The organism is Microcystis sp. M_OC_Ca_00000000_C217Col, from assembly GCF_007095585.1.
Taxonomy (GTDB): domain Bacteria; phylum Cyanobacteriota; class Cyanobacteriia; order Cyanobacteriales; family Microcystaceae; genus Microcystis; species Microcystis panniformis.
The window spans coordinates 13,872-38,737 of record NZ_SFBV01000200.1; the positions used below are offsets into that span (position 1 = coordinate 13,872).

Consider the following 24,866-nt stretch of genomic DNA (forward strand, 5'->3'; position numbering starts at 1 on the left):
CAACTATCTTTTAACTCTTATTTTCGTAACAACTCGAAAAATGTTTCTTTATCAAGACCAATATCTTGAATCATACCCATGAGAGTACCTTGCTTAATATCTTTTCCTGAATGAATAGGGATCACAACCCTACATCCACCACTATTTTTGTAAATAGCATGGCTACCTTTTTGACGATCCAAATAAAAGCCCAATTTTTCAATAACTTTAATAAACTCCTTGACTTTAACTGCGGGATACTGACTCATATTAAAATATTTAAAGGCTTAAAAATCAAATCTTCTTTGGGAATGGGTTGATGATCAGCTATCAAACTTTCGAGGTACAATTCCATAGCTTCTGTAATATTGACAATCGTTTCTTCAAAAGTGTCTCCTTGAGAATGACAACCTTGAAGCGCAGGACAAAAAGCGTGATAACCACCGTCTGACTCTTTTTCTAGAATAACGGTGTAGTTATAAATTTGTTTGGTATTATCACTCATAACACTATCAGTTGTGGATTGTAAATTATCCTAGCATAGACTTTTTTTAATGACTTTTCCCGGAGCGATCGATTTTTTGAGCGGATTAACTCCCCACTTAAACTAGAATAGAAAGATAGGAAAGCGATCGAAATTAGAATGACGACCGAAATTGAAAAAGAACTAGAAACCGGCGAAGCTGTCTTGGAAAAACGGCGAAATTTTGCCATTATCTCCCACCCTGACGCGGGAAAGACCACCCTGACCGAAAAACTGTTACTATACGGGGGTGCAATCCATCAAGCGGGTGCAGTCAAAGCAAGACGCGACCAACGCAAAGCCACCTCCGACTGGATGGAAATGGAAAAACAACGGGGAATTTCGATTACTTCCACGGTTTTACAGTTCGATTATCGTGATTTTCAGATTAATCTCCTCGATACTCCCGGCCACCAAGATTTTAGCGAAGATACCTATCGTACCCTAGCCGCTGCCGATAATGCGGTGATGTTAATCGACGCAGCCAAAGGTTTGGAACCGCAAACCAGAAAACTCTTTGAAGTGTGCAAACTGCGTCAGTTACCCATCTTCACCTTTGTTAACAAAATGGATCGCCCCGGCCGCGAACCCCTGGACTTATTGGACGAAATCGAGCGAGAATTAGGATTACAGACCTATCCCGTCAATTGGCCGATCGGAATTGGCGATCGCTTTCGGGGAGTCTTCGATCGAGCCACCCAGACCATACACCTGTTTGAACGTCGCTCCCACGGCTCTCAGGAGGCGCAGGAAACCGTGATCGAGCTTGGCGACCCCAAAATTGAGGATTATCTCGAAAAAGACCTGTATTACCAGTTAAAAGAGGATATAGAACTGCTCTCGGAATTGGGTGCGGAATTGGATTTGCCAGCAGTCCACGCAGGAGAAATGACCCCGATCTTTTTTGGTAGCGCGATGACCAATTTTGGGGTGAAATTATTCCTAGAATCCTTCCTCGACTATGGATTACTACCCAGAGGACGCAATTCCTCCCTAGGAGTCCTTGATCCCACCTATCCCGATTTCACCGGTTTTGTCTTCAAACTGCAAGCAAACATGGACCCCAAACATCGGGACAGGGTAGCCTTTGTGCGGGTATGTACGGGGAAATTTGAGAAGGATATGGTAGTAAACCACGCTAGAACTGGTAAAACTATCCGTTTATCCCGTCCTCAGAAACTTTTTGCCCAAGATCGGGCAGTTATTGAAGAAGCTTATCCCGGAGATGTGATCGGATTGAATAACCCCGGGGTCTTTGCGATCGGTGATACGATTTATATGGGTAAAAAGCTCGAATACGAAGGGATTCCCTGTTTTTCTCCGGAATTATTCGCCTATCTCAGAAATCCTAACCCTTCCAAGTTCAAACAGTTTCAAAAAGGAGTCTCGGAATTGCAGGAAGAAGGGGCCGTACAGATATTATCCTCGATCGATGAATTTAAACGCGACCCGATTTTAGCCGCCGTCGGTCAATTACAGTTTGAAGTGGTGCAATTCCGTCTTTTAAGCGAGTACGGAGTCGAAACTACCCTCGAACCCCTAGCCTATAGTTTAGCCCGTTGGGTCGCCGGGGGTTGGGCCGCTTTGGAAAAAGCAGGTAAACTCTTTAATACTTTAACCGTCAAAGATTATTGGGGTCGTCCCGTCTTATTATTCAAAAATGAGTGGAATTTACAGCAAGTCAAAGAAGATCATCCCTCTTTGCAATTAAACTCGATCGCACCGGTAGGAGCGGGAGTACAACCCCAATCCTAACCATTAATCCCTCAAGACAATTGCCGAACTGGTCAGGACAAGATAGCGACCCCCAGACAACTGCACTAAAGTGGAAGTGGTCAGAAAGTCTCGATCTTTCCTAACAATCGGATGTCTCAAAGCACTATCGTTGACGAGTCCCTCACCATTAGAAAAATTCCTGCTGTCAATTCCCGAATTAATCCCTGTTTAATTCGCTTTTGTTATTTTCTGGGAAATTATCTGGTTTTACCAGCTTTTTTCAGCAAAATAACGGTTACGGGCCAGGAAAATATTCCCCTAACGGGGGGTGTCATCCTTGCACCTACCCATCGTTCCCGTTGGGATGCGCTGATTTTACCCTACGCGGTGGGACGCTTAGTTAGTGGACGCGATTTGCGCTTTATGGTTTCCGCTAATGAGATCAAAGGGGTGCAAGGTTGGTTTATCCGACGTTTGGGGGGTTTTCCCGTCAACACCGATCACCCCAGTATGGGTAGTCTGGTCCATAGCGTCGAACTTTTGGCCGCGGGGGAAATGGTGGCGATTTTTCCGGAAGGGGGTATCTGTCGCGATCGAGTGGTTCATCCTCTTAAACCGGGGGTAGCGCGGATCGCGTTGGAAGTTAAGACCATGAAACCCGATGCAGATATCAAGATTTTGCCGGTAAGCATTAGTTATAATCAGCCTTACCCTGGATGGGGAAGCGAAGCGACAGTAAACATCGGTCAAGGGATTAATGTGCTTGATTATCAACAAAATTCGCTAAAACGGGAAACTGTCCGCTTAACCAAAACCTTGAGCGATCGCTTAAAACTTCTCCACGAGGATCAATCCCCTTAATCAGCTGTTGATACTAAATCCTGTTCAAAAAGTATAGTATAGTCGGGGGGTCACTGCGTGCGCGTTGCGGGGGGAAATGGGGTGATAGGGAAGTGGGGTGTGGGGAGAAACAATTCATAACTTGAGAGTTAATCACACTATTAAAAACGGATTTGGTATGACTATCTACCGCATGAGTGGGATTTCGGGGACGGATTAAAATGATTGTTTTAACTATTTTTAAGTAAAAAAGTAGCTTTTCTAGTTTAAATAAATAATATTTTGGTGTTTGCTGCTTCTGGCTCCTGAATACTGCCTCGAAGACCCCTCAGATCGGGGAAGATATCCGATTGTTGCCGGAGGTCTAATGATAGAATAGGCATCAGCGAAAGTAGTTTGTGAGCGAAGTGATCCGATGCAGTTCCAAATCCAGCCAGACAGTGAAATACCCGCCTCTAAGCAATTATTTGACCAAATTCGCTTCGCTATCGCCTCTCGTCAGTATCCCCCGGGCCATCGTTTACCTAGTACCCGTCAACTAGCTATGATCACGGGATTACACCGTAATACGATAAGTAAAATTTATCAACAACTGGAAGACGATGGGTTAGTGGAATCTATAGCAGGTTCGGGGATTTATGTCAAGGCTCGCGGGCATGAAAACGATAATTTATCGGGTTCGCCCCTATTGGAACAAAATCCAGAAATAGGCCGACTAATTCGCCAGAGTTTGGCTGGTTTTCTCGCTCAAGGTTTAACTTTAGAGCAAATTCGCGAGTTATTACTGGCGGAAATCGATTGGCGATCGCAGTGTAGTTCTCAAGTTCTTGTCACCATTCCCCGTCACGATTTGGGTGCAGGGGAACTAATGTTGAGAGAATTAGAGCAATCCCTCAAAATTCCCGTCCAATTAGTGGCAATGGAGGATTTAGCCCAAGTTTTAGCCAATACTAAATCTGCCACTGTTGTCACCAGTCGCTATTTTATCAGTGTGGCGGAGGAAATTGCCGCTCCTTTTCACCTACGAGTCATTCCCATCGATATCTACGATTACAGCAAGGAATTGGCATTAATCAAAAAATTACCCACCGATAGCCGTTTGGGGATTGTCAGTATTAGCACCGGTATTATTAAGGTGGCCGAAATTTTAATTCATAGTTTACGGGGCGATGATTTATTAGTTATGTCTGCCCAAATTCATGAAACGGATAAGTTAAAAGTTTTAGCTCGAACTTCCCAGACAATTATCAGTGATCAGGCGAGTTATACTTTAATTAAAAATCTGATTAATGAAGTGCGATCGGATTTAATTCGTCTGCCAGAAATTATCTGTAGTGATAATTATATTGGGGATAAATCAATTCAATTGCTCAGACGAGAATTAGGATTAGGTGGTTAGAGGATAAAAGACACATTTTAACCTCTGAATCTCTCCCAATCCCTTTACTGTTACCTCTTGCCTTATCTCAACAAGCAATTTAAGTAGGGAGGCACAATTATTTGTAGGATGGGTTAGCGGTAGCGTAACCCATGCTGGCGTTGGGTTTCATGCTTCAACCCAACCTACGTTCATCTTATATTTAATTCCACTCACCCACTTAAATGCGCGGGCAGCTGAACTTTAAAATTTAGTTTAATCTATGGTTACTATTGACAATGACCTAGGGCAAATCGAGAATAAAAGCGAAAAAAACTTTTAAGAAGTATTATTTTTTTAGTACAATGGGGCAAGGATAGGGATAAGCTCAATTTTTCACTCTCGGACGAGGTTAGATGAAAAGTGCTGACTGTTTAACGGTATCCCCCGGGGAACCGCTTACCGATTGGCAAAAACTCGGATTAGATTTGGTGGCTCGTTGGCAGGGACGAGATGTTATCCTAGCGATCGATCTTACCGGCAGTGTTAACTTTAATGATGAAGGACGCACGCGCCTCGGTCAAATTATTCGCGATAGTTTAAAAAATAACGATTCCGTTTATTTAGTCCCCTTTGCTGATAATGTTCAACCGATTACAGAACCGATTTTAATTCGCGGAAGGGAAGATATAGACGCGGTTTTAAAGTCAATTCCTTGGCAATCTAGCCAAAGTGCTAAAAATACCGATATTCAGCGCGCAGAATGGCACGTTTATCCCCGACTGGCACGCTTAAATCAGTGTCGTTTAACTGCCAATCAAGCTATCAAACCCCAGTCGGTAGTTTGGATTACCGATGCACCCCTTTCTACTGCCGCGGGGATTACTTCACAACAGTGGATAGAAACCCCAAAAAATAGCCCTTTTCGTCTTGCTAATTCTCCCGAAAGTTTGGAAAGACAAAACTGGCTTAATTCCCTACCAATTAATCTAAGAACTCAAGAAATTACTGCCACTAACGGCAATAAATATAAACTATCAGTTGTCGATATTGCTCCCACAGCACAAGAGTTTTGCACTCCCGCACCGGGAGGACAAGAAACCTGTTTGATTAATCCTTATCTCTTGAGTCAGTTATGGTTGCCAGCATTGGTAATTACATTAATGGGAATTGGGGGAATAGTAGCGAGTATTTTGGGAATTCGTCACTGGTTGCGGTTAAATACTGCTTGGACTATTAAAGTCTCATCTAATGATGATGACAATGAAACCCAAAAATATATTTTAAAAACATCCGAAAGAATTAACATCGGTGGTGATGAATATCATAAGAATACCATTCCTTGTCATGGGGAAGAAATTCGCTGCTATTTAGAAAGACGCGGCAATCAGTTATATCTAAAACCCACTAAACAAGCAGAGATTTTTTATCGAGGTAATCAACTAACTCAGGAGGTGAAGATAGATAAAAATTACCTGACTTTAACCTATCACCATAACCATCAAGATTTCGACCTACAAATTCAGATTAGCAAAAAATAACTCAGGAGATTTAAACCATGGCTAACACCAGTCAAACCCGCGCTATCAAACGGACAGTTATCATCGGATTAGGTGGTACTGGTCGAGATGTGTTAATGAGAATTCGTCGCTTTATTATTGATAAGTATGGGAAGTTATCTAACCTACCCGTTGTCAGTTTTGTTCATATTGACACAGACAAAAACGCTTTCAATGGTTCGGGTTTACCCACAGGAAATAGCTATCACGGGGAAGAAATTCTTCTATCAGCTGCCGAAAGAGTATTCATTAATATGAATGCTCAGGATGTTAACAATCTAATCTTTGAACTTGAACACAAAACCCTTTTTGAAAGTCCCTTTTCCCATATTGAAAGCTGGTTAGACCCAAGACTAAAAAAACAAATAACTGCCATTGAAAATGGTGCGGGGGGTATTCGTCCCGTCGGTCGTTTAGCTTTCTTCCATAACTATCAAAAAATTCAAGAGGCAATTGAAGCAGCGGAAAGACGAACTTCTGGTCATGAACCCTTTATGTTTAGCGGTAAAGTTAATGGTCAAAGTTTTAATGTCCAAGAGGGTTTAAATGTCTTTGTTGTCGGTTCTTTGTGTGGGGGAACTGGTAGCGGTATTTTCCTCGATGTGGCCTATACTTTGCGTCATATTTTACAACAAACCGCCGAATATACATCCTTTGGTTATTTAATAATTAGTCCTAAACTTTATGGTGATGGGGCAATTATGAGAGCTAATACCTATGCAGCTTTGAAAGAGTTAGACCATTATACCAATGAAAGTAATTCCTTTCAAGTCTGTTATGATAAACAAAATTTCGTCAACATCGATGAAAAACGTTCTCCTTTTGATTTTGCCTACTTAGTTTCTAATCGCACTGCGGGAGATTACCGGATTAATAACAAAGGTAAATTATGTAACGTCATTGCTTACAAGATTTTCTTGGATTTTGCCGATGAGTTATCTCCTCACATCAAAAGCAATCGGGATAACTATAAAGACCCGATGATTCGTAAAGATAATCATCCTTTTCAGATGTGTCAAGGTTATATCTCCTTTGGACTAGCGAGGATTTATTTTACTCGCGACCGAATTGTGCAGATTGGTCTCAATCGTTTTAGTCTCAAATTAATCAAATTTTGGTTAGAGGGATATGGTCAAAGTCCCAGTGGACAAGAGTTATTAAGTAAGTTCCTAGCTAATTGGAGTACTCAAAGTAATAAGGATGATTTTACTGCCAGATTGGAAGAAGCAACCCTAGAGAATAATAAAACTTTTTCTAAGACTTTAACCTCTTGGAAAAATTCCCTAGAGGAAGAAATATCCAATAGTCAAGATTTGGAGAATTTACCCCAAACCGTCAAGCAATCCCTAGAAAAAGAGTTTCGCAAAGTACAAGGGGGAGAAACAGATAGCAGTCGCGGAATCTGGTTAACTCTGACCCAACAAACGCAACCCAAGTTAATCGAAAAATTTAAGTCAGATATTGACCAATTTTTGGAGATTCTTCTTAATCCTGATAGCTTAGAATTTTCTTTGGAAAATAGCCTATCTTTTTTGGTCGCTTTACAAGTACAGATTAATACCTACAAGGGGAATCTAGAGGAATTATCTCAGGATAATAAAGGGTTTCATTCCTCGGAAAAAATTGATAACATTTGGCGAAATGTTAAACAAACTCTCGAAGATATAAACGGGAAAAAGTCTGTCTTCAAGATGTTTAATAAAAATGCCAATAGTGAGAGAATCAAGGCCGAGTTAAGAGACTACGTTCAAAGCGGACAAAAATTAATTCAGCAGAACTTTAATTTCAGCATCAATGGGGAATCCAGAAAGATTGTTGAAGCGATTCTCAAGCATATTTCTAGTCGAATACTGCAGATACAACAACTGAAAGAATCCCTATATCAGCTAATCACAGAATACGATAAATACGAACAGGAGTTAATGCAGTTAAATCTCGACGAGATGACTGGGGAAGGTATTTTCCCAGAGGAGAATATTGATAACTGTATCCCTGACAGTAACTCCCGAACTCAATACATTTCCGTTAGCCAAAAAGTCACTAATAATTTAGGCTATAATGCTTCCTTATTCAGTTTATTTAGCCAATCCTTTGTTATTGATAATGAGACTCTCAAAGAGACCCTAACAGCAACAATTGAGAAACAGTTTCAATCAGTAAGCACTAATAAGATTGATGCAGTAATTAAGCGATTTATGGGTCAATATAAACCCCATGATTTTCCTGAACGCTTGGCGCAAATTCTGCGAGAAGCTGATTTAATGTTACCCATAAATGTTAATGATGCTTACTATCGCTTGGAACCAGATAAAGCATTACTAATTGGGACTAAGGATGATAATTCACCCACCATGCAAAGATTCCTGAAGACTCTCGAATCTGATTTAAATATTAATCGGGGTACTTCTTTTAAATCAATTCAAACGGACGAAGAAATCCTAATTACCTACGAATTTGGTGGGTTTCCCCTAAGAATCATTACTGATTTATCTGGGTTACAAAAAATCTATCAAGACCAAAAGAGAATAAGCATTTTACACAATGATTACAGGATAGATTTTGCTGATATTATCCCACCACCTGCGAAATTAATTGAGGAATTAGAGTTTATTTTCTATCCCGCAATTGCTCTCGGTTTACTAGAATACGATGAGGAAGATGATACTTATCAATTAGTCATCGAAGGCGATTTATTTAACAATAAGTCCATTATCGATATTAGCGGTAATTGGCGACTTGCTTTAGAACAATTTGCATCTCGTAAGGACATGATTAATGCTTTACAGATACTGCTTAATCAGGCAAAAAATGAGATTTTGGCTAATCCTCCTCTATTATTTACTAACGAGGGTGATTATTTCCAGAACGTCAGCTATTTTGTCAACAATGTCAAAAATTTACCCTCCTATCACCCCAATTATCGCTACAAAGATAAGGTAGCTGGACAAGATGGAAATACTCGACAGGAGGCAAAAGAAGGAATTATCACCCGTTTTGTTAATCAACTGAAAATGGAACTAGAAAAACGTGCTGCTGAACAGAAAAAACTCGACAAACAACAGCAAAAGCAACAAACTTTACTGGGAACAAATAATAACAGTAGTCAACCCAGTTTACCCCCAGAGGTTAGCACTACTGATGAATGGTCAAATTAATCAATCTTAATAATGTTTCCCCAGCTATCTGAGGAAACATTCACCCCCTAACTCTCTCTATCAACCACAATTCGAGGTATCCAATAACTATCATGGCATTACTTAACCTTTTTCCCCCCTATCTGATTGTTTTAACTCTAGTCTTGGTTATTTTTCCCACCGTCTTAACTCTGGGAATCCGGATTGCTCTCTATAAACATCTCCAAGAGTCAACTGTAAAAGTCAAGCGCTTAATTCGGGGAGAAAGTCGCGGGGTTCAACCTAAAATTATCTCTAATCTAGAGAATAGATTTAAGATAGCCAGTAGTCAACTAGATGATGTTAATACCGCAGCTTTGGTAGATGGTTTATACCATGAAGAACAATTTACTTTCATGTCTAAATCTCTTAGCTGCGAGAAATGGGATTATTTTGTAAGAGTCTTACCCAATCTCCTCCTCGCTTTTGGTTTGTTGGGAACTTTCCTCGGAATTACTCTCAATCTGACGGGAATCAGCACACTTATCGATATCAATAATGTCGATGTGCAAAGTTTAGGAGAAAAGCTCAAAACTCCCCTAGAAAGTATGGGGATTGCTTTTATCACTAGCTTAATTGGTTTAGCTTGTAGTTCTTTACTGACTGTGATTAACTTAATCTTTAATACCCACCTTGCTAAAGTAAATCTAATTAGTTCCCTAGAAGACTATTTAGATAACATCTTGCAGCCGACTGTAGAAGGGAATAGTCGCTTGAATAAAGCGGTTGATAGCATGGTGGATAAACAGCAAGCATTTCTGACTAACTTTCATACCGAGGTGACGAGAGTATTAGAATCTTCTTTAGGAAAAGTTGCTAAAGAAATTGCTGATGGTAATCAGGAAACAGCTAAGTTAGTCACCCAGGTTTGTGAAAGATTAACTGAAACCGCAGGAACTTTATCTACCGGTGCGACGACTTTTCAGCGTTCAGCTTTTGAACTTAACCAGCAAGTACCAATTATCACGCAAGCAAACCGAGAGTTTACACAATCCTCTCAGGAACTAAAAAATAGTGTACTGCTTTTTAAACAAGCGTCAGAGTTAATTGAAAAAAGTAACTTCTCTGGTAATATCGAAAGGTTTACCGCTAGTTTAGCAGAAACTCAAGGGAGATTTTCTCAATCCACTGCACTACTAGAGCAGAATATCGGGGAGATTATCAGCAGTAATAAAAGAGCTAACGATTTAGCAGAACAAGTGTATTTAAATATCCAAGAATCTTCTCAAAAATTACAAAATAGTGCGGTAGGTTTTCTGGAAGCTTCCGAAAAAATCGAAAGTAGTCAATTTGCCGATAAGTTAGTGCAAGCAACCGCAGATTTAATGACTGCTCATCAACAGTTTGCCAATTCTACTACAGATTTAAACCAATCAACTCAATCTCTAGCTTCTTTAACTCAAGACTTCCAGCGTTCAATGACAACTATGGTTGAGTTAGGAATAAAAATTACTGACTTGAATCAAAAATCTGAGACAATCCTAGAACAAAATCAGCAACGATCAGTCACCGAACAAGAAAAGTTATCTAACATCCAGGGAGAATTAGTAAAATTAATCGAAACTGTGAAAACCTATCAAGACAGTTTTAACTCCGAGTCGAAACAATTAGGCAATCAACTTATCAATCGTCTTGAGCAAAGACTATCCCAAACCTCCGATAAAATCCTCACTGCTTCCCATGGCATTGAGCGCTCTAGTAATAATCCAGAGGTGACTAATGCTAACTTGTCTCAGTTAATTGGTACAGTGACAGAGCAACTTACTCAAGTCAAGGAAAGCTTACAGTCTGAGTTAAACCTTTTAAGCAATAACTTAGGGATGGTAGTTGATGATAAATTAACTAAGAACTCAGAACAATTAAAAGCAGTTTCCCAATCTATTGAGAAAACAGCCAATCAATTTGGCAGCCTTAAATCAGATTTTTCTCAAGTAATTAATTCAGTGAACACCAACACCAGTCAATTAACTGCTAACTTAGAATCTTTGCGAGATAAGTTAGAGAAAGTTATCGCTAAGGAAAATAAATCGAATCAGAAAATGATTGAACACATCTATGGAGAAATTCAAAAATGTTTAGCAGAACTGGAGAAAATTAACGATATGCGTTCTGAATTTTCTAACTTAAAGGATGAGATAGAAGAACTTTTTGAGACAATCCCTAATCCTGCTCAAAAAAATGTTCAGGATGACATTTATAAGTTAAATAAGAAGTTGGAAGAACTTAAAAAACTTTTTGAGACAATCCCTAATCCTACTCAAAAAGATGTTCAGTCTGAATTTTCTAACTTAAAGGATAAGATAGAAAAACTTTTTGAGACAATCCCTAATCCTACTCAAAAAAATGTTCAGGATGACATTAACACCATATTTGATAACTTCACTAACAAATTCTAAGCAATTATGTCTAGACGTACCTACTACCGAGATGAAGATAAATCGGTGGATGTTTATCCCGCATTTACCGATTTAATGTCCAATGCTTTCATGATTCTGAGTTTATTTCTCCTCTTGGCACTTTTTCAGTCCTATAATCTCATCAGCAAACTGGAGGAAGCTAACCGAAAACTGCAAACAGCAACCCCCATAGTTATCGATGAAAAATCAGGAAAATTTAAATTTCAGTCGGGAAGTGCCCAATTAAACCCAGCTTTAAAAACCTATATTCGTCAGCGCATTATTCCTGCTATCGAAACCATTACCAAAGACAGAGAAATCGACTTTATTCAAGTAATTGGACACACCGACGGACAGGGAATACAAAAGACAAGTAATCTCGATAAAAATATCGAATCGGTTGCCAGCAGAAAACAATCTGTTAAAATGCTAGTACCCGGTTCTAACACTGATTTAGGATTAATGCGCGCTTTAGCAGTCGTCCAAGAAATCGAAAACACAGGTAAACTCAAAAACGTCAAATTTCGAGCTTTTTCCGCAGGACAGTTATACCTACCCTCGGGTAAATTAGCTGCGGTTAATCGTGACGCAGATGCAAGCAGACGCAGAATTGAAATCCGTTTTATTCCCCCCGGTAAAAAACAATAAGGCAAAAAAATCTAGAAATTTGTTTTTTTATCTTTTGCTTGTTACACTGAGGAAAGAACGAAATTCAAATCAATATCTATGGAACAAAACACTTTAGAGGGGACTTGGGAAGAAATTTTACAGCATAGTGCTAAATTAGCTGGTCAGCGAGTGAGATTGACCATTCTACCTAATCAATCTTCCAATTCTTCCACTCCAGAAACTCTAGACCAAAAATTAAAAGGACGAGTTGGACGAGTTTATTTTCAGCCATCAGATTTATCTGAGCGAGTAGAAGAAGTTTTTACAAATATTTTAGATGATAAAGACTAAACGGTATGGAAATCAACCTTTTGAGGTTGTACCTTAATGATTTTTCATTCCCTAGAGGGTGACATCCTCGTATAAATCCCGAAAAGATGCCGTCAGATTAATACTCTGCAAACTAAAACTTTCTTGCTGATAGGTTTGCAGAATCCATAAACCCTGTTCACCCCGTCGAAAAGTTTCTACTCGTTGGTGTTTACTATTGACTAGGACATATTCCTCTAAACTTTCTAGAGTTTGATAATCATTAAATTTATCACCCCTGTCAAAAGCTTCTGTGGAATCGGAGAGAACTTCAATAATCAATTTAGGAAAACTTTTGTAGGTAGCAGTTTCTCTATCTCTGTCATCACAGGTGACAATAATATCAGGATAATAAAAGTGATTGCGCTTCTCTAATCTGACTTTCACATCAGCAAAATAAACCCGACAATTGGAACCCCGCAAATGATTACGAATGATAAAAGTGAAATTGAGTCCGATAATATTATGAGTATCCGTTGTCCCTGCCATGGCGTAAACTTGTCCATCGATATATTCATGTTTAATGGGACTTTTTTCTTCAAACTGAAGATATTCTTCTGGGGTGAGATTATTATAGTTAGATAAAGCAATCATGGTTTTTAAGGAATTTGGGGAGTATCATTAACCGTTTCTAGGGTGACATCCTCGTATAAATCCCGAAAAGATGCCGTCATATTAATACTCTGTAAACTAAAACTTTCTTGCTGATAGGTTTGCAGAATCCATAAATCCTGTTCACCCCGTCGAAAAGTTTCTACTCGTTGGTGTTTACTATTGACTAAGACATATTCCTCTAAACTTTCTAGAGTTTGATAATCATTAAATTTATCCCCCCTGTCAAAAGCTTCTGTAGAATCGGAGAGAACTTCGATAATCAATTTAGGAAAACTTTTGTAGGTAGCAGTTTCTCTATCTCTGTCATCACAGGTGACAATAATATCAGGATAATAAAAGTGATTGCGCTTCTCTAATCTGACTTTCACATCGGCAAAATAAACCCGACAATCGGAACCACGCAAATGATTACGAACAATTGTGTATATATTCCCCGCAACAATATTATGAGTATCCGTCGTCCCTGCCATGGCGTAAACTTGTCCATCGATATACTCGTGTTTAATGGTACTTTTCTCTTCAAACTGAAGATATTCTTCTGGAGTGAGATTATTATAGTTAGATAGAGCAATCATCGTTTTTTCTGCTAATTACAACTTTATTAAGTACCTAAGCAGGTAGGTGTTAAAAATTGTCGGCACCCCCCTTATTAAGGGGTAGGGTTGATTCATAGTAGGGTTGATTCATAGTAGGGTTGATTCATAGTAGGGTTGATTCATAGTAGGGTTGATTCATAGTAGGGTTGATTCATAGTAGGGTTGATTCATAGTAGGGGTAGGGAAGGATCAGAGGCAAAATCTATCTTCTATTTAATTAGAACCACTTACCTAAGCAAAATTAATTATACATCTAAGCCGTTAGCCTTTTCCGTAATCAGTAAGCAGTATTAAGTAACAGTACATTCCCTGATTACTGTTCACTGTTCACTGATAACTGAAAAGTCTCCTCTCTCCGAGTCTCGACTAGGAAATTAACTTTGCAGGATTAGATACCTGTTGAAATACTGTCTAGGAGAACCGGCAAAAAGAGCCTCGAATGGTTAATCTATATGTTATTACTCTTGTAACCCTCTATAACTACTGTTATGACAACCCTAATTGACTATTCAAATATTCAATCTTTACCCGAAGTTTGGTCAATAGTTGCCCAGCGTTTCCCCGATATTATCGCCCTGCACGATCCCCACAGTAAACCGGAAGTAATTATCACCTATCGGGAACTTTATCAACAAATTCAGCAATTTGCCGCCGCTTTACAAGCATTAGGAGTCACAGAAACCGAAAATGTCGCTTTATTTGCCGATAATAGTCCCCGGTGGTTTATTGCCGACCAAGGTTCCATGGCAGCCGGGGCCGCCAATGCGGTACGATCTGCTCAAGCAGATGCAGAGGAATTAGCCTATATTCTGGCCGATAGTGACAGTCAGACGCTGATTGTCGAAAATAAGAAAACTTTAGGCAAATTGCTGGCGAAAATCCCTGAATTGCCCCTAAAATTAATCGTGCTGCTCACCGACGAAGACCCCGCTACTGGGGCGATTTCCGTGCAGACCTTAAATTTCAAGCAACTAATGGCGATCGGGGCTGAGAACACCCTTAAACCCATCACCAAGAGCGAAAATGATCTGGCTACCCTCATCTACACATCGGGAACGACGGGACAACCAAAAGGGGTGATGTTAAGTCATGGTAATCTCCTCCATCAGGTACGCAACTTAAATGCTATCTTTCAACCGGATCCTGGGGATCGAGTTCTAAGCATACTACCTTCATGGCATTCCTACGAGCGCAGTTGTGAGTATTTCAGTCTAGCTCAAGGTTGCACCCAGATTTATACCAGTATTCGCACTTTTAAGCAGGATTTAAAGCAGTTTAGTCCGCAATTAATGGTGGGAGTTCCCCGTCTTTGGGAATCTCTTTACGAGGGTATCCAAAAACAATTTAGCGAACAATCGGCCACAAAACAGAAATTAGTGCGATTTTTGCTAGAAAAGTCGGAAAAGTACGTTATTGCTAAACGTATCGCTGATAATCTCAGTCTAGATCATCTTCATGCTTCCCCCGGAGAAAGACTAAAAGCAAGAATTCAATCCCTCTTACTCTATCCCCTCCATGCCATCGGTGACAAGCTAGTTTATGGCAAAATTCGCCAAGCAGTGGGAAATAAAGTTAAAATCTTGGTTAGTGGCGGTGGTTCCTTAGCCAGACATCTAGATACTTTCTATGAGATTGCCGGAATCCCGATTTTAGTTGGTTATGGACTGACAGAAACTTCTCCTGTGGCTACCGTCCGTCGTATCGATCATAACCTGCGCGGGTCTGCCGGTCGTCCCGTCTTTCAGACAGAAATCTGTATTGTCGATTTACAGAGCAAAGAAGTCTTACCCACAGAAAAACACGGTTTAGTTTTGATTCGCGGTCCGCAGGTGATGCAGGGATACTATAAAAAACCGGAAGCAACCGAAAAAGCGATTTCTCCCGATGGTTGGTTTGATAGCGGTGATATTGGTTGGTTAACCGCTGCTGGGGATTTAGTCTTAACCGGACGGGCCAAAGATACAATTGTTTTGAGCAATGGTGAAAATATCGAACCGCAACCGATTGAAGATGCTTGTTTACGCAGTCCCTTTATCTCCCAAATTATGCTAGTGGGACAGGATCAAAAAGCTTTGGGGGCTTTGATCGTGCCTAATCTTGATATACTGGCCAATTGGGCCCAAGAACAGAAAATATCCTTAAATTTACCCGATCTTCACAGCGATCGCTCAATGATTCTTTCTAGCGATCTCTACAGCAAAAAAGTCTTAGCTCTCTACCAACAAGAATTAAAGCGCGAGGTGAGAAATCGGCCCGGTTATCGTGCCGATGACCAGATTAAAACCTTTGAGTTAATTTTAGAGCCTTTTTCCCAAGAAAACGGCATGATGACCCAAACTTTAAAGATTAAACGACCGGTAGTAACGCAACGCTATCGCGATATGATTAACGAGATGTTTGCCAAGTAAATATTTCTGGCAAATATTCCCTAACCCCTTGACAAAAAGACCTTTTTAGGATAAGCAAATCATGGATGACGCACAAACCAGTTTATTACTGAAGCGCCCGGTGACAATTAAAGTCATCGTGACTCCGCGCTGGAAAGAAGAAGCACAACAGCAATTACAAGCACAAATGGCTCAAATTGACGCACAAATTCAACAATTAGAAACCCAAGGACAAAGAGCGATCGCAGAAATTCAGCGTCAGAGTCTGATCCCCTTACCCCCCGCGGCTGCCCAACAGATTGACAATATTCAAATCCAAGTCAATCAACAGAAAAGTGAGTTTCTCGAACAAAAAAACCAGTATCTGCAACAATTGCAACAGGTACAACTCTTGGAACTCAATCAAGAAGTCGCCCAAGCACAACTAGAAAGCTTTTTCCGCGTCGAAAAAGGCGATAACTTAGTGGCCAAAATGAATGTGGAACTCGTCCTTAGAGATGGCATCGTCGAAGACATTCGCGGCGAAATTTAAAGCTAGGGTGAGCAGTTACCCGTCCCTGTCAACTTAACGGTTAAAATCGGCAATAGCAAGGGTTTTTCTCCCTTGCTAACCCAGAAAACCGCCCCTAGCTCACATCATCCCTGACAGGACTTGATCAGACCTTAAAAATATATTAAGATTCTTTATCGATCGCCAAGACAAACTCGCTTATATTGTCCTATAACTTCACCTCTCCATCGACTCACCCTTAATTAGATCCTATAAATATGGAATCTCTATGCTTTCTTTCTTACCCACTATTCTTTTAGCTCAGTCCGCCTCGGTCTTGCCCCAGATAGAGAGGAAATTAATCACCCAATATCAGGAAGTGCGTCAGTTGCCCGGTCAACTAAATGACGTTCTAGTTTTTAATAGCAATAGTCCCGAAGTCGTAGAAAAAGAGGGAATTCTCCTCTCCACTTTCCCCGGCAAAGGAAAACGTTATCCCGTAGCCCATCTCAATCATCCCCTACAAGGACGTTTTGACGTTTTCACCCACCACATCGCTCGTCAAACCGATCCCAATCGCGACTTACACCAGGGCCTGATCGTTACTAATCCCACCTCCAGAAACCTGGTTATCCGCATCCTGCAAGGAGTCAGTTACGTCACCTCCGCCGATGCCCCTTTTGTCGATTTGCCCTCTCTGGTGGAAGATCCCAACGGCCGGGTTTTTTCCGGTCCCGGTTCCCGTTTAGCCGGCGATATCATGCGTCGTCGCCATGATAGCCAATTTCCCACCCAGATCGTCATTCCCCCGGGCCAAAGTCGGATGCTCTTCGATCTGGTTATCCCCAGAAGTAGCGCCCGCTCGACTCTCCTGCGTCTCTACAGCGATGGACCGGTCTATATGGCTAATTTAGCCCTCTACGAAGTTCCCCAAAAAGTCAAAATCGAAGATCGGGAAATAGAAAGCTTTCGTCCCCCTACCCTAGAGGAATGGCGTACCCTATTAGTTAGAGGTGATTTGGCCGCTCCTCGTGATTTTCCCCCCACTCCCCCCGATCAATGGTTCCCCGGCAGAAGAAATTTTTATGGTCGCGTGGCCGGAATTTCTGTCGGTTCGGAATGGGCAACCCGGATTGTCGATCCCAAAGGGGGAATTAATCTCACCATTCCTCAACCTGGTCAAGCTTTTGCCTATCCTTTAAGTACGGTGACAGCAGCTACTTTCGGAACCAGACAAATCCAAAGCGCCCCCATGTTAGTGCGTTATCCCGATACGGCTTTCAAAGCTCACGGTAACTACGGTGTTCACTACTATCTGACTTTACCTCTATATAACAACACTAGCAAAACCCAGGTGGTGGTTTTGAGTATTCAAACCCCAATTAAAGAAGATAATTATCTCGATCGCTTGCTATTTGTTGAACCCGTCCAGGGACCGGTATTTTTCCGGGGTGCAGTGCGCGTTACCTATCGTAACGAACTGGGACGCACTGAGGAACGTTTTTTCCATCTCGTTCAACGGGAAGGACAACAGGGAGAAGCTTTAGTGCAGGTGGAACTTCCCCCTGGCGCCCGACGCGACGTTAATCTCGATTTTCTCTATCCCCCCGATGCCACCCCTCCCCAAGTTTTGAGCGTTAAAACTTTGGAATAGATAGTTTTTCTCGAAAAGTTAACGGCTGATTGTCGGTAAAAATAAGTAAGATAAGTAGGTGGGTATTAAAAACTTTCAGATGCCCCCCTTATTAAGGGGGATCCCCCCGCCTTCGGCTTCCCCCCTTATCAAGGGGGGCTAGGGGGGATCGAACCTAAAATCCATTTTAAATTTAATTATAACCAGCTACTTACACTGATATTAATCTCTCTCTGGGAATTAGCCGATGAATATTAGCAAAACTTGCTTTATTTGCTGCTTATTATCTCAATTCTTGGGCGATGCAGCTGCGAGTTTAGCCGTGACTAAACTCGATTTTGATGCCGGTCAACCCCTCAGAAATCAAGTGGTTAGATCGGGGAAAATTAAGGTACAAGTTAGCTATCAACCTATCGACCTAAACGAGAAAGTTGATGATAATTCTGATATTAATAATGTGTCTTATCAAATCTTTTATAACGGGCAAATTTATCAGCAAAATAGCGGTTATAGTGCCTTTGGATCTGGCTATGTTGAATTAAGAGATTTAGATAATAATGGCATCGATGAGATTATCGTCTCCACCTATAGCGGCGGCGCTCATTGCTGCACATCTTTGGTAATTTATACTTGGCAAAAAGATAAATTTATTAGAGAAGAAACGGGTTTTTTAGATGGTAGTGGTGGTTCTTTTGAAGATTTAGATGGAGATAATAATTATGAATTTATCACCGTTGATAATGCTTTTTTGTATGCTTTTAGTTCCTACGCCGCCTCTTTTCCTCCCTCGAGAATTTATACTTTTCAACAGGGTAAATTAGCAGATGTCACCAGAAAATATCCCCAAGAATTAAGAAAAACTTTAGCAGCAATGTTGAAAGCTTTTCAGTTAGCTAAAAAAGAAAAAGCCGAAGTTAATGGCATTTTGGCCGGTTATGTGGCACAGAAAATTCTACTAGGAGAATACCAAGAAGCTTGGCAATTTCTTCTCGCTAATTACGATAAAAACTCCGATTGGGGTCTCGATATCCATGGCGAAAGTATAGCGATCGGAAAATATCCAGACTTTCCCACTGCCCTAAGAGCTTTTCTCCTGAAAAATGGCTACTTAACCCGAACTGGGGTTAAGTAGAAGCGATAAAATTCCCTGTTCAAGGAGGATTTTTTCGGCTGATGGCAGTAAGCAATCAAACCAGAGAGGAGATTAAGGCAAAAATTAACAGGGCTACGGTGGCGGGAATGTTCAACGGAACGAGCGAGCGGCTGTTAATAGCCTTGAACTCAATCAACCACCACCACAACCACCACAACCGCCACAACCGCCGCCACCGCCATCACTGCCGCCACCACCGCCATCACTGCCGCCACCGCCATCACTGCCGCCACTGCCGGCATCACTGCCGCCACTGCCGGCATCACTGCCGCTACCACTGCCGCTACCACTGCCGCTACTAGCAGCGGCTATGGGAGTCAGCATTTGATACAGGTCTGCTAAAGCCATATCCGCCATCAGAACTGTTGCTCCAAACAACGCCACCGCAAGTACCAGTTCAGAATCGCTGCTATTGGCTGTTTTTAAATGTTGTAAGCGATTTGTTAAATCATTAAAAATGATCTCTCCATAACGGCTGCGCTGACGCTGTGGTTTGACAAAAAACCTTGCTCCCAAAACTAGAAGCCCAAATATACAGATGAGAAGTAAACCAACTGGCTTATCGCGAGAAATTCCCACCGCCATTTTGCACAAGCCTATTCCTAGAAGAATAACCACAATCAATGATGGATAAATTTGCGCTTTCAATGCTTGGGCATCGCTCAGAAACAAACCAAGCTGTTCTAGGCGGGAACGAATGCTATCTTTCATTCCTTGAGACTTCTGGAAAACCTGTTTAATTGCCCCATCAGTGGCCAAAATATCTTGTGCAACCGCCTTTTCTACAGGATCGGCAATAGCATCGATCTTTCCTGTCACCACCAGTTTGCTTTGTGTTCTTCCAAATGGTGATTTTTCTTTTAATACCTCCACATAGCCTTGTTTTACCAAACTGGTGATTGCGGCCATAATCAGGCGATGATTGCCCCCCGCCAAGAAAGCTATCTCGTAAGTATTTAAATCAGGTTGCTGCTTTGTATTAGTGCTAACTAGGCACAGGGAAAAACGTAGCCAGGCTGCCAAAGCGATTCCCATCACTCCTAGGGAAATATAGAAGGTTAAAAATTCCGGACCTGTAAAATTCATTGGGTTAGGAATTTGGGAGATTATCTGACAGCCAGTTATCATCAGTGAAAGGAAGGCTAAAAAGGTAAAGATGCCTATTTTTCGCAGTTGTGGTTTGACGGAGACTGTGAAATTAGGTTTTGACAAAACCCAGCTTTGTTGAGTATTGATCCGGATAAAATGCAAATCTCGCCCGAATCGGTCTTTGGGTTTAGGCCAAATATCTATTGGGGGAATATGTCCAAAAAACTGTTCGTAACTTTCTAGCGTCTTGCTATACCAACTGCCAAATTTTAATTGCTCGGATGAACCCCCACGAGTCGGCTCGTGATGTAATGTGGTTTGCAAAATTTTGGGACAGAACTCTTGCCAGTACAATCGCGTATAGGTCAGATGTAAATGCCAAACTTGATCGATTTGGTCGGATGGCGTGACTGGATGTCCTGCTGCAACGGCTAGAAATATAAACTTTTTGTATTCCTCGATCACTCTCTGAGTATAGCCTAAGGACCAGCCGTTATCTCTTGCTAATCGTTGGCTGAAAGATAATTGACTATCTGGCCGATCCAAGGCAAATGCCTGAATTCTTTTATATAGTTCTATCTGTTGAAAGTTCATCGTCCCTAATGGGCTATCCATAAACCGGGCCTCCCGAAAAAAACTGTTTCTAGTCGTTTATTTAGGCCGAAGAGGCTTAACTATGCGTGCAGTTTAAATTTCTTTACAAAAAGCTGGATGCTAACTATCCCTCTTTCATCCCAAAGATAGAGCAAATATTCTCAACAATCAAAATCATTCATCTGGGCAATAAGGGACTTGCGTGGGAATAATATCCCAATCGATCGGAGGGCGCAAGCTTTGCGCCCCTACAGTAACGGATTTTGTCCACAATGTAGGGGCGCACTGCGTTCGCCCAAAAGGTACATTATCAAAGCGCAAGTCCCTAAGTCTCGGAAACCCAAAAGAAAGTTGAGGAAACTGACAGAACCGGTTAGGTGAAGATAAAATACCAGTGGTTGCTTTAATATCACCTAAATAGTCGGTTTTTTGTGTCTTTCCCCCGACTATTGGCTGCTACCACTGGTTTGCTGTTGTTTGTTGTTGTAATCCGAGGAAATATAGTTCTTGCGTTCCCAAGCGCCTGAACTGCATTTGTCTCTCTAGTAACAATTGTAACAGACAATACCCTTTTTGTGTAAAAAAAAGTAAACAATTTGGTAAAAAATTATTTTTTGCGGTAATCTTCAACCCTCTGAGGACAGCCCCAGATTACCGTTTCCTGTTTGTAAACCACCATACCGGGCTTGGCGCCCTTGGGTTTATAGACGTATTTGGGACGGGTATAGACGACGGGAACCTGTTCACTATGGCGAGCGCGGCTATAATAAGCGGCGTAATCGGCGGCAAATTGCAGATCGGCGGCTTCTGGAACTGTACCGGGGGTTAAACGGAGTAAAACGTGACTACCGGCGATTTCTTGACTATGAAACCAGATATCGTAATCGCTGGCGCTACGAAAAGTTAGCCGATCATTTTGACGGTTATTTCTGCCAATCCATAATTCGACTCCAGAGGGAGTAGTAAAGCGCATGGGTTCGGATTCTTTATTATTCGTCCGATTACGCTGGTAATTGCTTTCTAAATACTTCTGTTGTATTAATTCTTCTTGTATCTCGTCTAATGCCTCTAAATCTTCGCTGCCGCTATAATTTTCTAGTTGACTTAAACTCGATCGCACTTGTTCGAGATAATTAATTTCACTAACCACTTCCTCTAATAAAGGTTCCACCGCTAACCGCGCTCTTTTTAATTTCTGATGTTGTTTATAAAAATATTGGGCATTCTGTACGGGATTTCTTTCGGGATCAAGAGGAATAATTACAGGGGTTCCTGTCTCGAAATCTGCCAAAGTAATGCTAGTCATTCCCTGCGGTATTTGCTGCAGATTGGCCATTAATAAATCCCCTTGCTCTTTATAGCGATCAGCATGAGCAGATTCTGCTAGTCTTGTTTGAAATCCCGCCGCTTTAGTTTGCAGTTTAGTCAGTAAAGAGGTAATTTTTTGGTTTAATTTTTGCTGTAGTTGTCGAAAGCTTTCTTGATTAATTTGCTCGCTATAATAACGGTTTAATAATTCTTGGACATCTTTAGCCGCTGCCAGCATCTCCCCACCGATAACTGTATAACCTTCTCTCGTCCATCCCGGTTGAAAGGTTTTATTTTCAAGGATTTTTAACCATTCTTGCCAAGCTGAAAAGAGCTTTTCCCAATCAGTATTATCTAACTGATCCGTGTTTAATTTCGGGTTAATTTTGGCTTTTTGTAACAGCGATCGAGCGATGACGGGACTAACCCCACGATAGGTACTAACTAACTGTTTTTCGATAGTTTTAGGGATTAAACTAACCCTAGCTTGCCAACTGCTTAAGGATTCTTCTAAACTGGGGTCTGTTGCCAATAAAACGGGGGGTAGTTGATAGATTTGTCCCGTTTGTACGGTGCGAACACTAGACTGAGTGGCATTGACTTGATGGGCAACGGTGACGATTTGATTGTCAGCCGCAGTTAAAATCACATTGCTATATTTGCCCATAATTTCTATATACAAATGCCACAGCGCCGGATCATCGGGACGTTGGGCAAATTGCAGATCGATGACTCTTTCCCACGGGGCAACAAATGCTAATTTCGTCAGCGCAAAACCATTGAGTTGATGACGCAATTGATCGCTGAAAGTGAAGGTATCGGGGACTTTTGGCGGTGGATCACCAATATGCAGCCGCGCCCCTTGGGGATGCCAAGAAATAATTAACCATCCTTTGCGATCGAAGGTTCGTAAATGGAGGGCGATCGTTTGGCGATCAATTTGATACACTTGTTCTAGTCTGGCCGGCAGCCAAGCGGCGGCAATTTCGGCACAAGTGGCACTGAGGGTGGTAAAGTCTAGGGATTGCATTTTCAGTTATCAGTTATCAGTTATCAGTTATCAGATTTGAGTTTTAAGTGGACAGTGTTATCTAGCAGTTGCCGTTTTCTCTTCACTGATTACTGATTACTGTTCACTGAAAAGCCACCTAACCTCGATCACCTTTTTACTTTTTACTTTTATAAAAGGGTTTTTTAACGACGGTAGCGGGGTAGGTGCTGCCGCGAATTTCCACTTCGATCGCCTGTCCGATCGAGGCGAAAGGTGTGGGAAGATAGGCTAAAGCGATCGCTGTGTTTAAAGTTGGTGATAAAGTGCCACTGGTGACTTTACCCACCATTTCCCCAGCGAATATTACCGGATAATCGTGACGGGCGATATGTTTGCCGGACATCTGCAATCCCACCAAGAGCCGATTGACACCATTAAGTTTTTGGTCTTCCAGGACATCACGACCGATAAAATCGCCTTTTTCTGGCAGATGAACCAACCAATTTAAGCCAGCCTCTAGGGGACTCGTGCTATCGTCGATATCCTGTCCATAAAGGGCTAAAGCTGCCTCTAAACGCAGGGTATCCCGGGCCCCCAAACCGCAGGGAGTCACCCCTAAATTTAAGAATTCCGTCCAAAGTTGCTGCCCGATTTCAGGGGTGGCCATAATTTCAAACCCATCTTCTCCCGTGTAACCGGTCCTAGCGATAAAAACTTTTTCCCCGAAAAGCTGGCTTTCCCAGTGATTAAATAGGCCAAAATCGCTTAATTTTTCCCTGATCAAGGGCTGTAAAATTGTGGATGCTTTGGGTCCTTGCAGGGCAATTAAGACCCTTTCTCGCGATAAATCTTCTAATTTGACCCCCGATCCCTCTAAATTGCCTAAAATCCATTCTCGATCTTTATCGGTAGTTGAGGCATTAACAATTAACAGGCCCTGGCTTTCGCTTTGGTAGTAAAAGATAATATCATCGATTATGCCACCGTCCGGGTTAAGTAAAACGCTATACTGTGCCTTTCCTGCCCTTAAACGGGCTAAATTAGAAGGAACTAGGGTTTGGAGAGATTGAACCAGATTATCTCCAGTTAAGATAAATTTGCCCATGTGGGAAATGTCAAACATCCCGACACCGTTGCGGACAGCATTATGTTCGATTTTTAAGCCGCTAAACTGTATCGGCATCTCCCAACCCGCAAAAGGGGTAAATTTGCTGGTTTGTTGGGCAATTAAATTGTATAAGGGGGTACGAATAGCGGGGGAAGTTGCTTCTTGGTTGGCCACGGTGTTCTCGATCGAATGGTTTTCTGCCTAGAGTAGCATAGCAGTTATCAGTGACCAGTTATCAGTTATCAGTGACCAGTTATCAGTGACCAGTTATCAGTTATCAGTTATCAGTGACCAGTTATCAGTTATCAGTGACCAGTTATCAGTTATTAGTGACCAGTGACCAGTAAACAGTGATCGATCACTATCCACTATCCACTGATT

At 41.5% G+C, this 24,866-nt stretch carries 19 protein-coding genes; 12 read left to right on the plus strand and 7 right to left on the minus strand.

Annotated elements, in window-relative coordinates; genetic code table 11:
- Positions 1-17: 17 nt before the first annotated feature.
- Together EWV66_RS11895 and EWV66_RS11900 are read right to left on the minus strand one after the other, a co-directional pair.
- Complete coding sequence (locus EWV66_RS11895; RefSeq protein ID WP_002744591.1) at positions 18-248, minus strand: type II toxin-antitoxin system HicA family toxin; 231 nt, start codon at positions 246-248, stop codon at positions 18-20.
- Complete coding sequence (locus tag EWV66_RS11900) at positions 245-484, minus strand: type II toxin-antitoxin system HicB family antitoxin (protein ID WP_002777417.1); 240 nt, start codon at positions 482-484, stop codon at positions 245-247. Before EWV66_RS11900 ends, EWV66_RS11895 begins: the two co-directional genes overlap by 4 nt.
- Positions 485-622: 138 nt before the next feature.
- Between EWV66_RS11900 and prfC the strand changes: the two genes are divergently transcribed.
- The 8 genes from prfC (at position 623) to EWV66_RS11940 (ending at position 12,503) form a co-directional block, all read left to right on the plus strand.
- The gene (gene prfC / locus EWV66_RS11905; protein ID WP_052275524.1) at positions 623-2,257 is read left to right on the plus strand and encodes a peptide chain release factor 3; all 1,635 of its coding nucleotides are present in this window, start codon (positions 623-625) and stop codon (positions 2,255-2,257) included.
- A gap of 111 nt (positions 2,258-2,368) precedes the next feature.
- Positions 2,369-3,079, plus strand: a complete 711-nt coding sequence (locus EWV66_RS11910; RefSeq protein WP_287107659.1) for a lysophospholipid acyltransferase family protein — start codon at positions 2,369-2,371, stop codon at positions 3,077-3,079.
- A 394-nt stretch (positions 3,080-3,473) separates the two neighbouring features.
- Positions 3,474-4,457 (plus strand): GntR family transcriptional regulator, encoded by a 984-nt coding sequence (locus EWV66_RS11915; RefSeq protein ID WP_287107658.1) that lies wholly within the window; start codon positions 3,474-3,476, stop codon positions 4,455-4,457.
- Between the two features lie 374 nt (positions 4,458-4,831).
- A complete protein-coding gene (locus EWV66_RS11920) occupies positions 4,832-5,956 on the plus strand; it encodes a vWA domain-containing protein (protein WP_002756598.1) in 1,125 nt (374 codons plus the stop codon).
- A gap of 17 nt (positions 5,957-5,973) precedes the next feature.
- The gene (locus EWV66_RS11925) at positions 5,974-9,129 is read left to right on the plus strand and encodes a tubulin-like doman-containing protein (RefSeq protein ID WP_287107657.1); all 3,156 of its coding nucleotides are present in this window, start codon (positions 5,974-5,976) and stop codon (positions 9,127-9,129) included.
- A 92-nt stretch (positions 9,130-9,221) separates the two neighbouring features.
- Positions 9,222-11,543: a methyl-accepting chemotaxis protein gene (locus EWV66_RS11930; protein WP_287115968.1), complete on the plus strand. Its 2,322-nt coding sequence runs from the start codon at positions 9,222-9,224 to the stop codon at positions 11,541-11,543.
- Between the two features lie 6 nt (positions 11,544-11,549).
- Entirely contained in the window at positions 11,550-12,191 is a 642-nt protein-coding gene (locus EWV66_RS11935) for an OmpA family protein (RefSeq protein ID WP_052275527.1), read from the plus strand.
- 78 nt (positions 12,192-12,269) lie between these two features.
- Positions 12,270-12,503 carry a hypothetical protein gene (locus EWV66_RS11940; RefSeq protein ID WP_012268074.1) on the plus strand — a complete coding sequence of 78 codons (234 nt, stop codon included), beginning with the start codon at positions 12,270-12,272 and terminating at the stop codon, positions 12,501-12,503.
- Between the two features lie 51 nt (positions 12,504-12,554).
- On the opposite strand, the gene EWV66_RS11945 is transcribed toward EWV66_RS11940, so the two are convergent.
- Complete coding sequence (locus EWV66_RS11945) at positions 12,555-13,115, minus strand: Uma2 family endonuclease (RefSeq protein WP_052275528.1); 561 nt, start codon at positions 13,113-13,115, stop codon at positions 12,555-12,557.
- A 5-nt stretch (positions 13,116-13,120) separates the two neighbouring features.
- Entirely contained in the window at positions 13,121-13,711 is a 591-nt protein-coding gene (locus EWV66_RS11950; RefSeq protein ID WP_052275529.1) for a Uma2 family endonuclease, read from the minus strand.
- 509 nt (positions 13,712-14,220) lie between these two features.
- Here EWV66_RS11950 and EWV66_RS11955 point away from each other — a divergent pair.
- The 4 genes from EWV66_RS11955 (at position 14,221) to EWV66_RS11970 (ending at position 19,374) form a co-directional block, all read left to right on the plus strand.
- Positions 14,221-16,140 carry a long-chain fatty acid--CoA ligase gene (locus EWV66_RS11955; protein ID WP_287107655.1) on the plus strand — a complete coding sequence of 640 codons (1,920 nt, stop codon included), beginning with the start codon at positions 14,221-14,223 and terminating at the stop codon, positions 16,138-16,140.
- A 61-nt stretch (positions 16,141-16,201) separates the two neighbouring features.
- Positions 16,202-16,651 (plus strand): YlqD family protein, encoded by a 450-nt coding sequence (locus tag EWV66_RS11960; RefSeq protein WP_072923740.1) that lies wholly within the window; start codon positions 16,202-16,204, stop codon positions 16,649-16,651.
- A 247-nt stretch (positions 16,652-16,898) separates the two neighbouring features.
- Complete coding sequence (locus tag EWV66_RS11965) at positions 16,899-18,263, plus strand: DUF3370 domain-containing protein (protein ID WP_052275531.1); 1,365 nt, start codon at positions 16,899-16,901, stop codon at positions 18,261-18,263.
- A gap of 226 nt (positions 18,264-18,489) precedes the next feature.
- Complete coding sequence (locus tag EWV66_RS11970; protein WP_052275532.1) at positions 18,490-19,374, plus strand: hypothetical protein; 885 nt, start codon at positions 18,490-18,492, stop codon at positions 19,372-19,374.
- Between the two features lie 153 nt (positions 19,375-19,527).
- On the opposite strand, the gene EWV66_RS11980 is transcribed toward EWV66_RS11970, so the two are convergent.
- The 3 genes from EWV66_RS11980 to gcvT form a co-directional block, all read right to left on the minus strand.
- A complete protein-coding gene (locus EWV66_RS11980) occupies positions 19,528-21,099 on the minus strand; it encodes a TIGR04222 domain-containing membrane protein (protein ID WP_052275533.1) in 1,572 nt (523 codons plus the stop codon).
- 586 nt (positions 21,100-21,685) lie between these two features.
- On the minus strand, positions 21,686-23,416 hold the full coding sequence (locus EWV66_RS11985) for an Rqc2 family fibronectin-binding protein (protein ID WP_052275534.1): 1,731 nt from the start codon (positions 23,414-23,416) through the stop codon (positions 21,686-21,688).
- 136 nt (positions 23,417-23,552) lie between these two features.
- A complete protein-coding gene (gene gcvT, locus EWV66_RS11990) occupies positions 23,553-24,659 on the minus strand; it encodes a glycine cleavage system aminomethyltransferase GcvT (protein WP_052275535.1) in 1,107 nt (368 codons plus the stop codon).
- Positions 24,660-24,866 lie beyond the last annotated feature (207 nt).

Coding starts and splice junctions, on each gene's coding strand:
- EWV66_RS11900 (WP_002777417.1), bottom strand. CDS start 484: ATGAGTGATAATACCAAACAAATTTATAACTACACCGTTATTCTAGAA.
- prfC (WP_052275524.1), top strand. CDS start 623: ATGACGACCGAAATTGAAAAAGAACTAGAAACCGGCGAAGCTGTCTTG.
- EWV66_RS11940 (WP_012268074.1), top strand. CDS start 12,270: ATGGAACAAAACACTTTAGAGGGGACTTGGGAAGAAATTTTACAGCAT.
- EWV66_RS11985 (WP_052275534.1), bottom strand. CDS start 23,416: ATGCAATCCCTAGACTTTACCACCCTCAGTGCCACTTGTGCCGAAATT.
- EWV66_RS11895 (WP_002744591.1), bottom strand. CDS start 248: ATGAGTCAGTATCCCGCAGTTAAAGTCAAGGAGTTTATTAAAGTTATT.
- EWV66_RS11945 (WP_052275528.1), bottom strand. CDS start 13,115: ATGATTGCTTTATCTAACTATAATAATCTCACCCCAGAAGAATATCTT.
- EWV66_RS11970 (WP_052275532.1), top strand. CDS start 18,490: ATGAATATTAGCAAAACTTGCTTTATTTGCTGCTTATTATCTCAATTC.
- EWV66_RS11955 (WP_287107655.1), top strand. CDS start 14,221: ATGACAACCCTAATTGACTATTCAAATATTCAATCTTTACCCGAAGTT.
- EWV66_RS11965 (WP_052275531.1), top strand. CDS start 16,899: ATGCTTTCTTTCTTACCCACTATTCTTTTAGCTCAGTCCGCCTCGGTC.
- EWV66_RS11915 (WP_287107658.1), top strand. CDS start 3,474: ATGCAGTTCCAAATCCAGCCAGACAGTGAAATACCCGCCTCTAAGCAA.
- EWV66_RS11960 (WP_072923740.1), top strand. CDS start 16,202: ATGGATGACGCACAAACCAGTTTATTACTGAAGCGCCCGGTGACAATT.
- EWV66_RS11910 (WP_287107659.1), top strand. CDS start 2,369: ATGTCTCAAAGCACTATCGTTGACGAGTCCCTCACCATTAGAAAAATT.
- EWV66_RS11920 (WP_002756598.1), top strand. CDS start 4,832: ATGAAAAGTGCTGACTGTTTAACGGTATCCCCCGGGGAACCGCTTACC.
- EWV66_RS11980 (WP_052275533.1), bottom strand. CDS start 21,099: ATGGATAGCCCATTAGGGACGATGAACTTTCAACAGATAGAACTATAT.
- EWV66_RS11935 (WP_052275527.1), top strand. CDS start 11,550: ATGTCTAGACGTACCTACTACCGAGATGAAGATAAATCGGTGGATGTT.
- EWV66_RS11925 (WP_287107657.1), top strand. CDS start 5,974: ATGGCTAACACCAGTCAAACCCGCGCTATCAAACGGACAGTTATCATC.
- EWV66_RS11950 (WP_052275529.1), bottom strand. CDS start 13,711: ATGATTGCTCTATCTAACTATAATAATCTCACTCCAGAAGAATATCTT.
- EWV66_RS11930 (WP_287115968.1), top strand. CDS start 9,222: ATGGCATTACTTAACCTTTTTCCCCCCTATCTGATTGTTTTAACTCTA.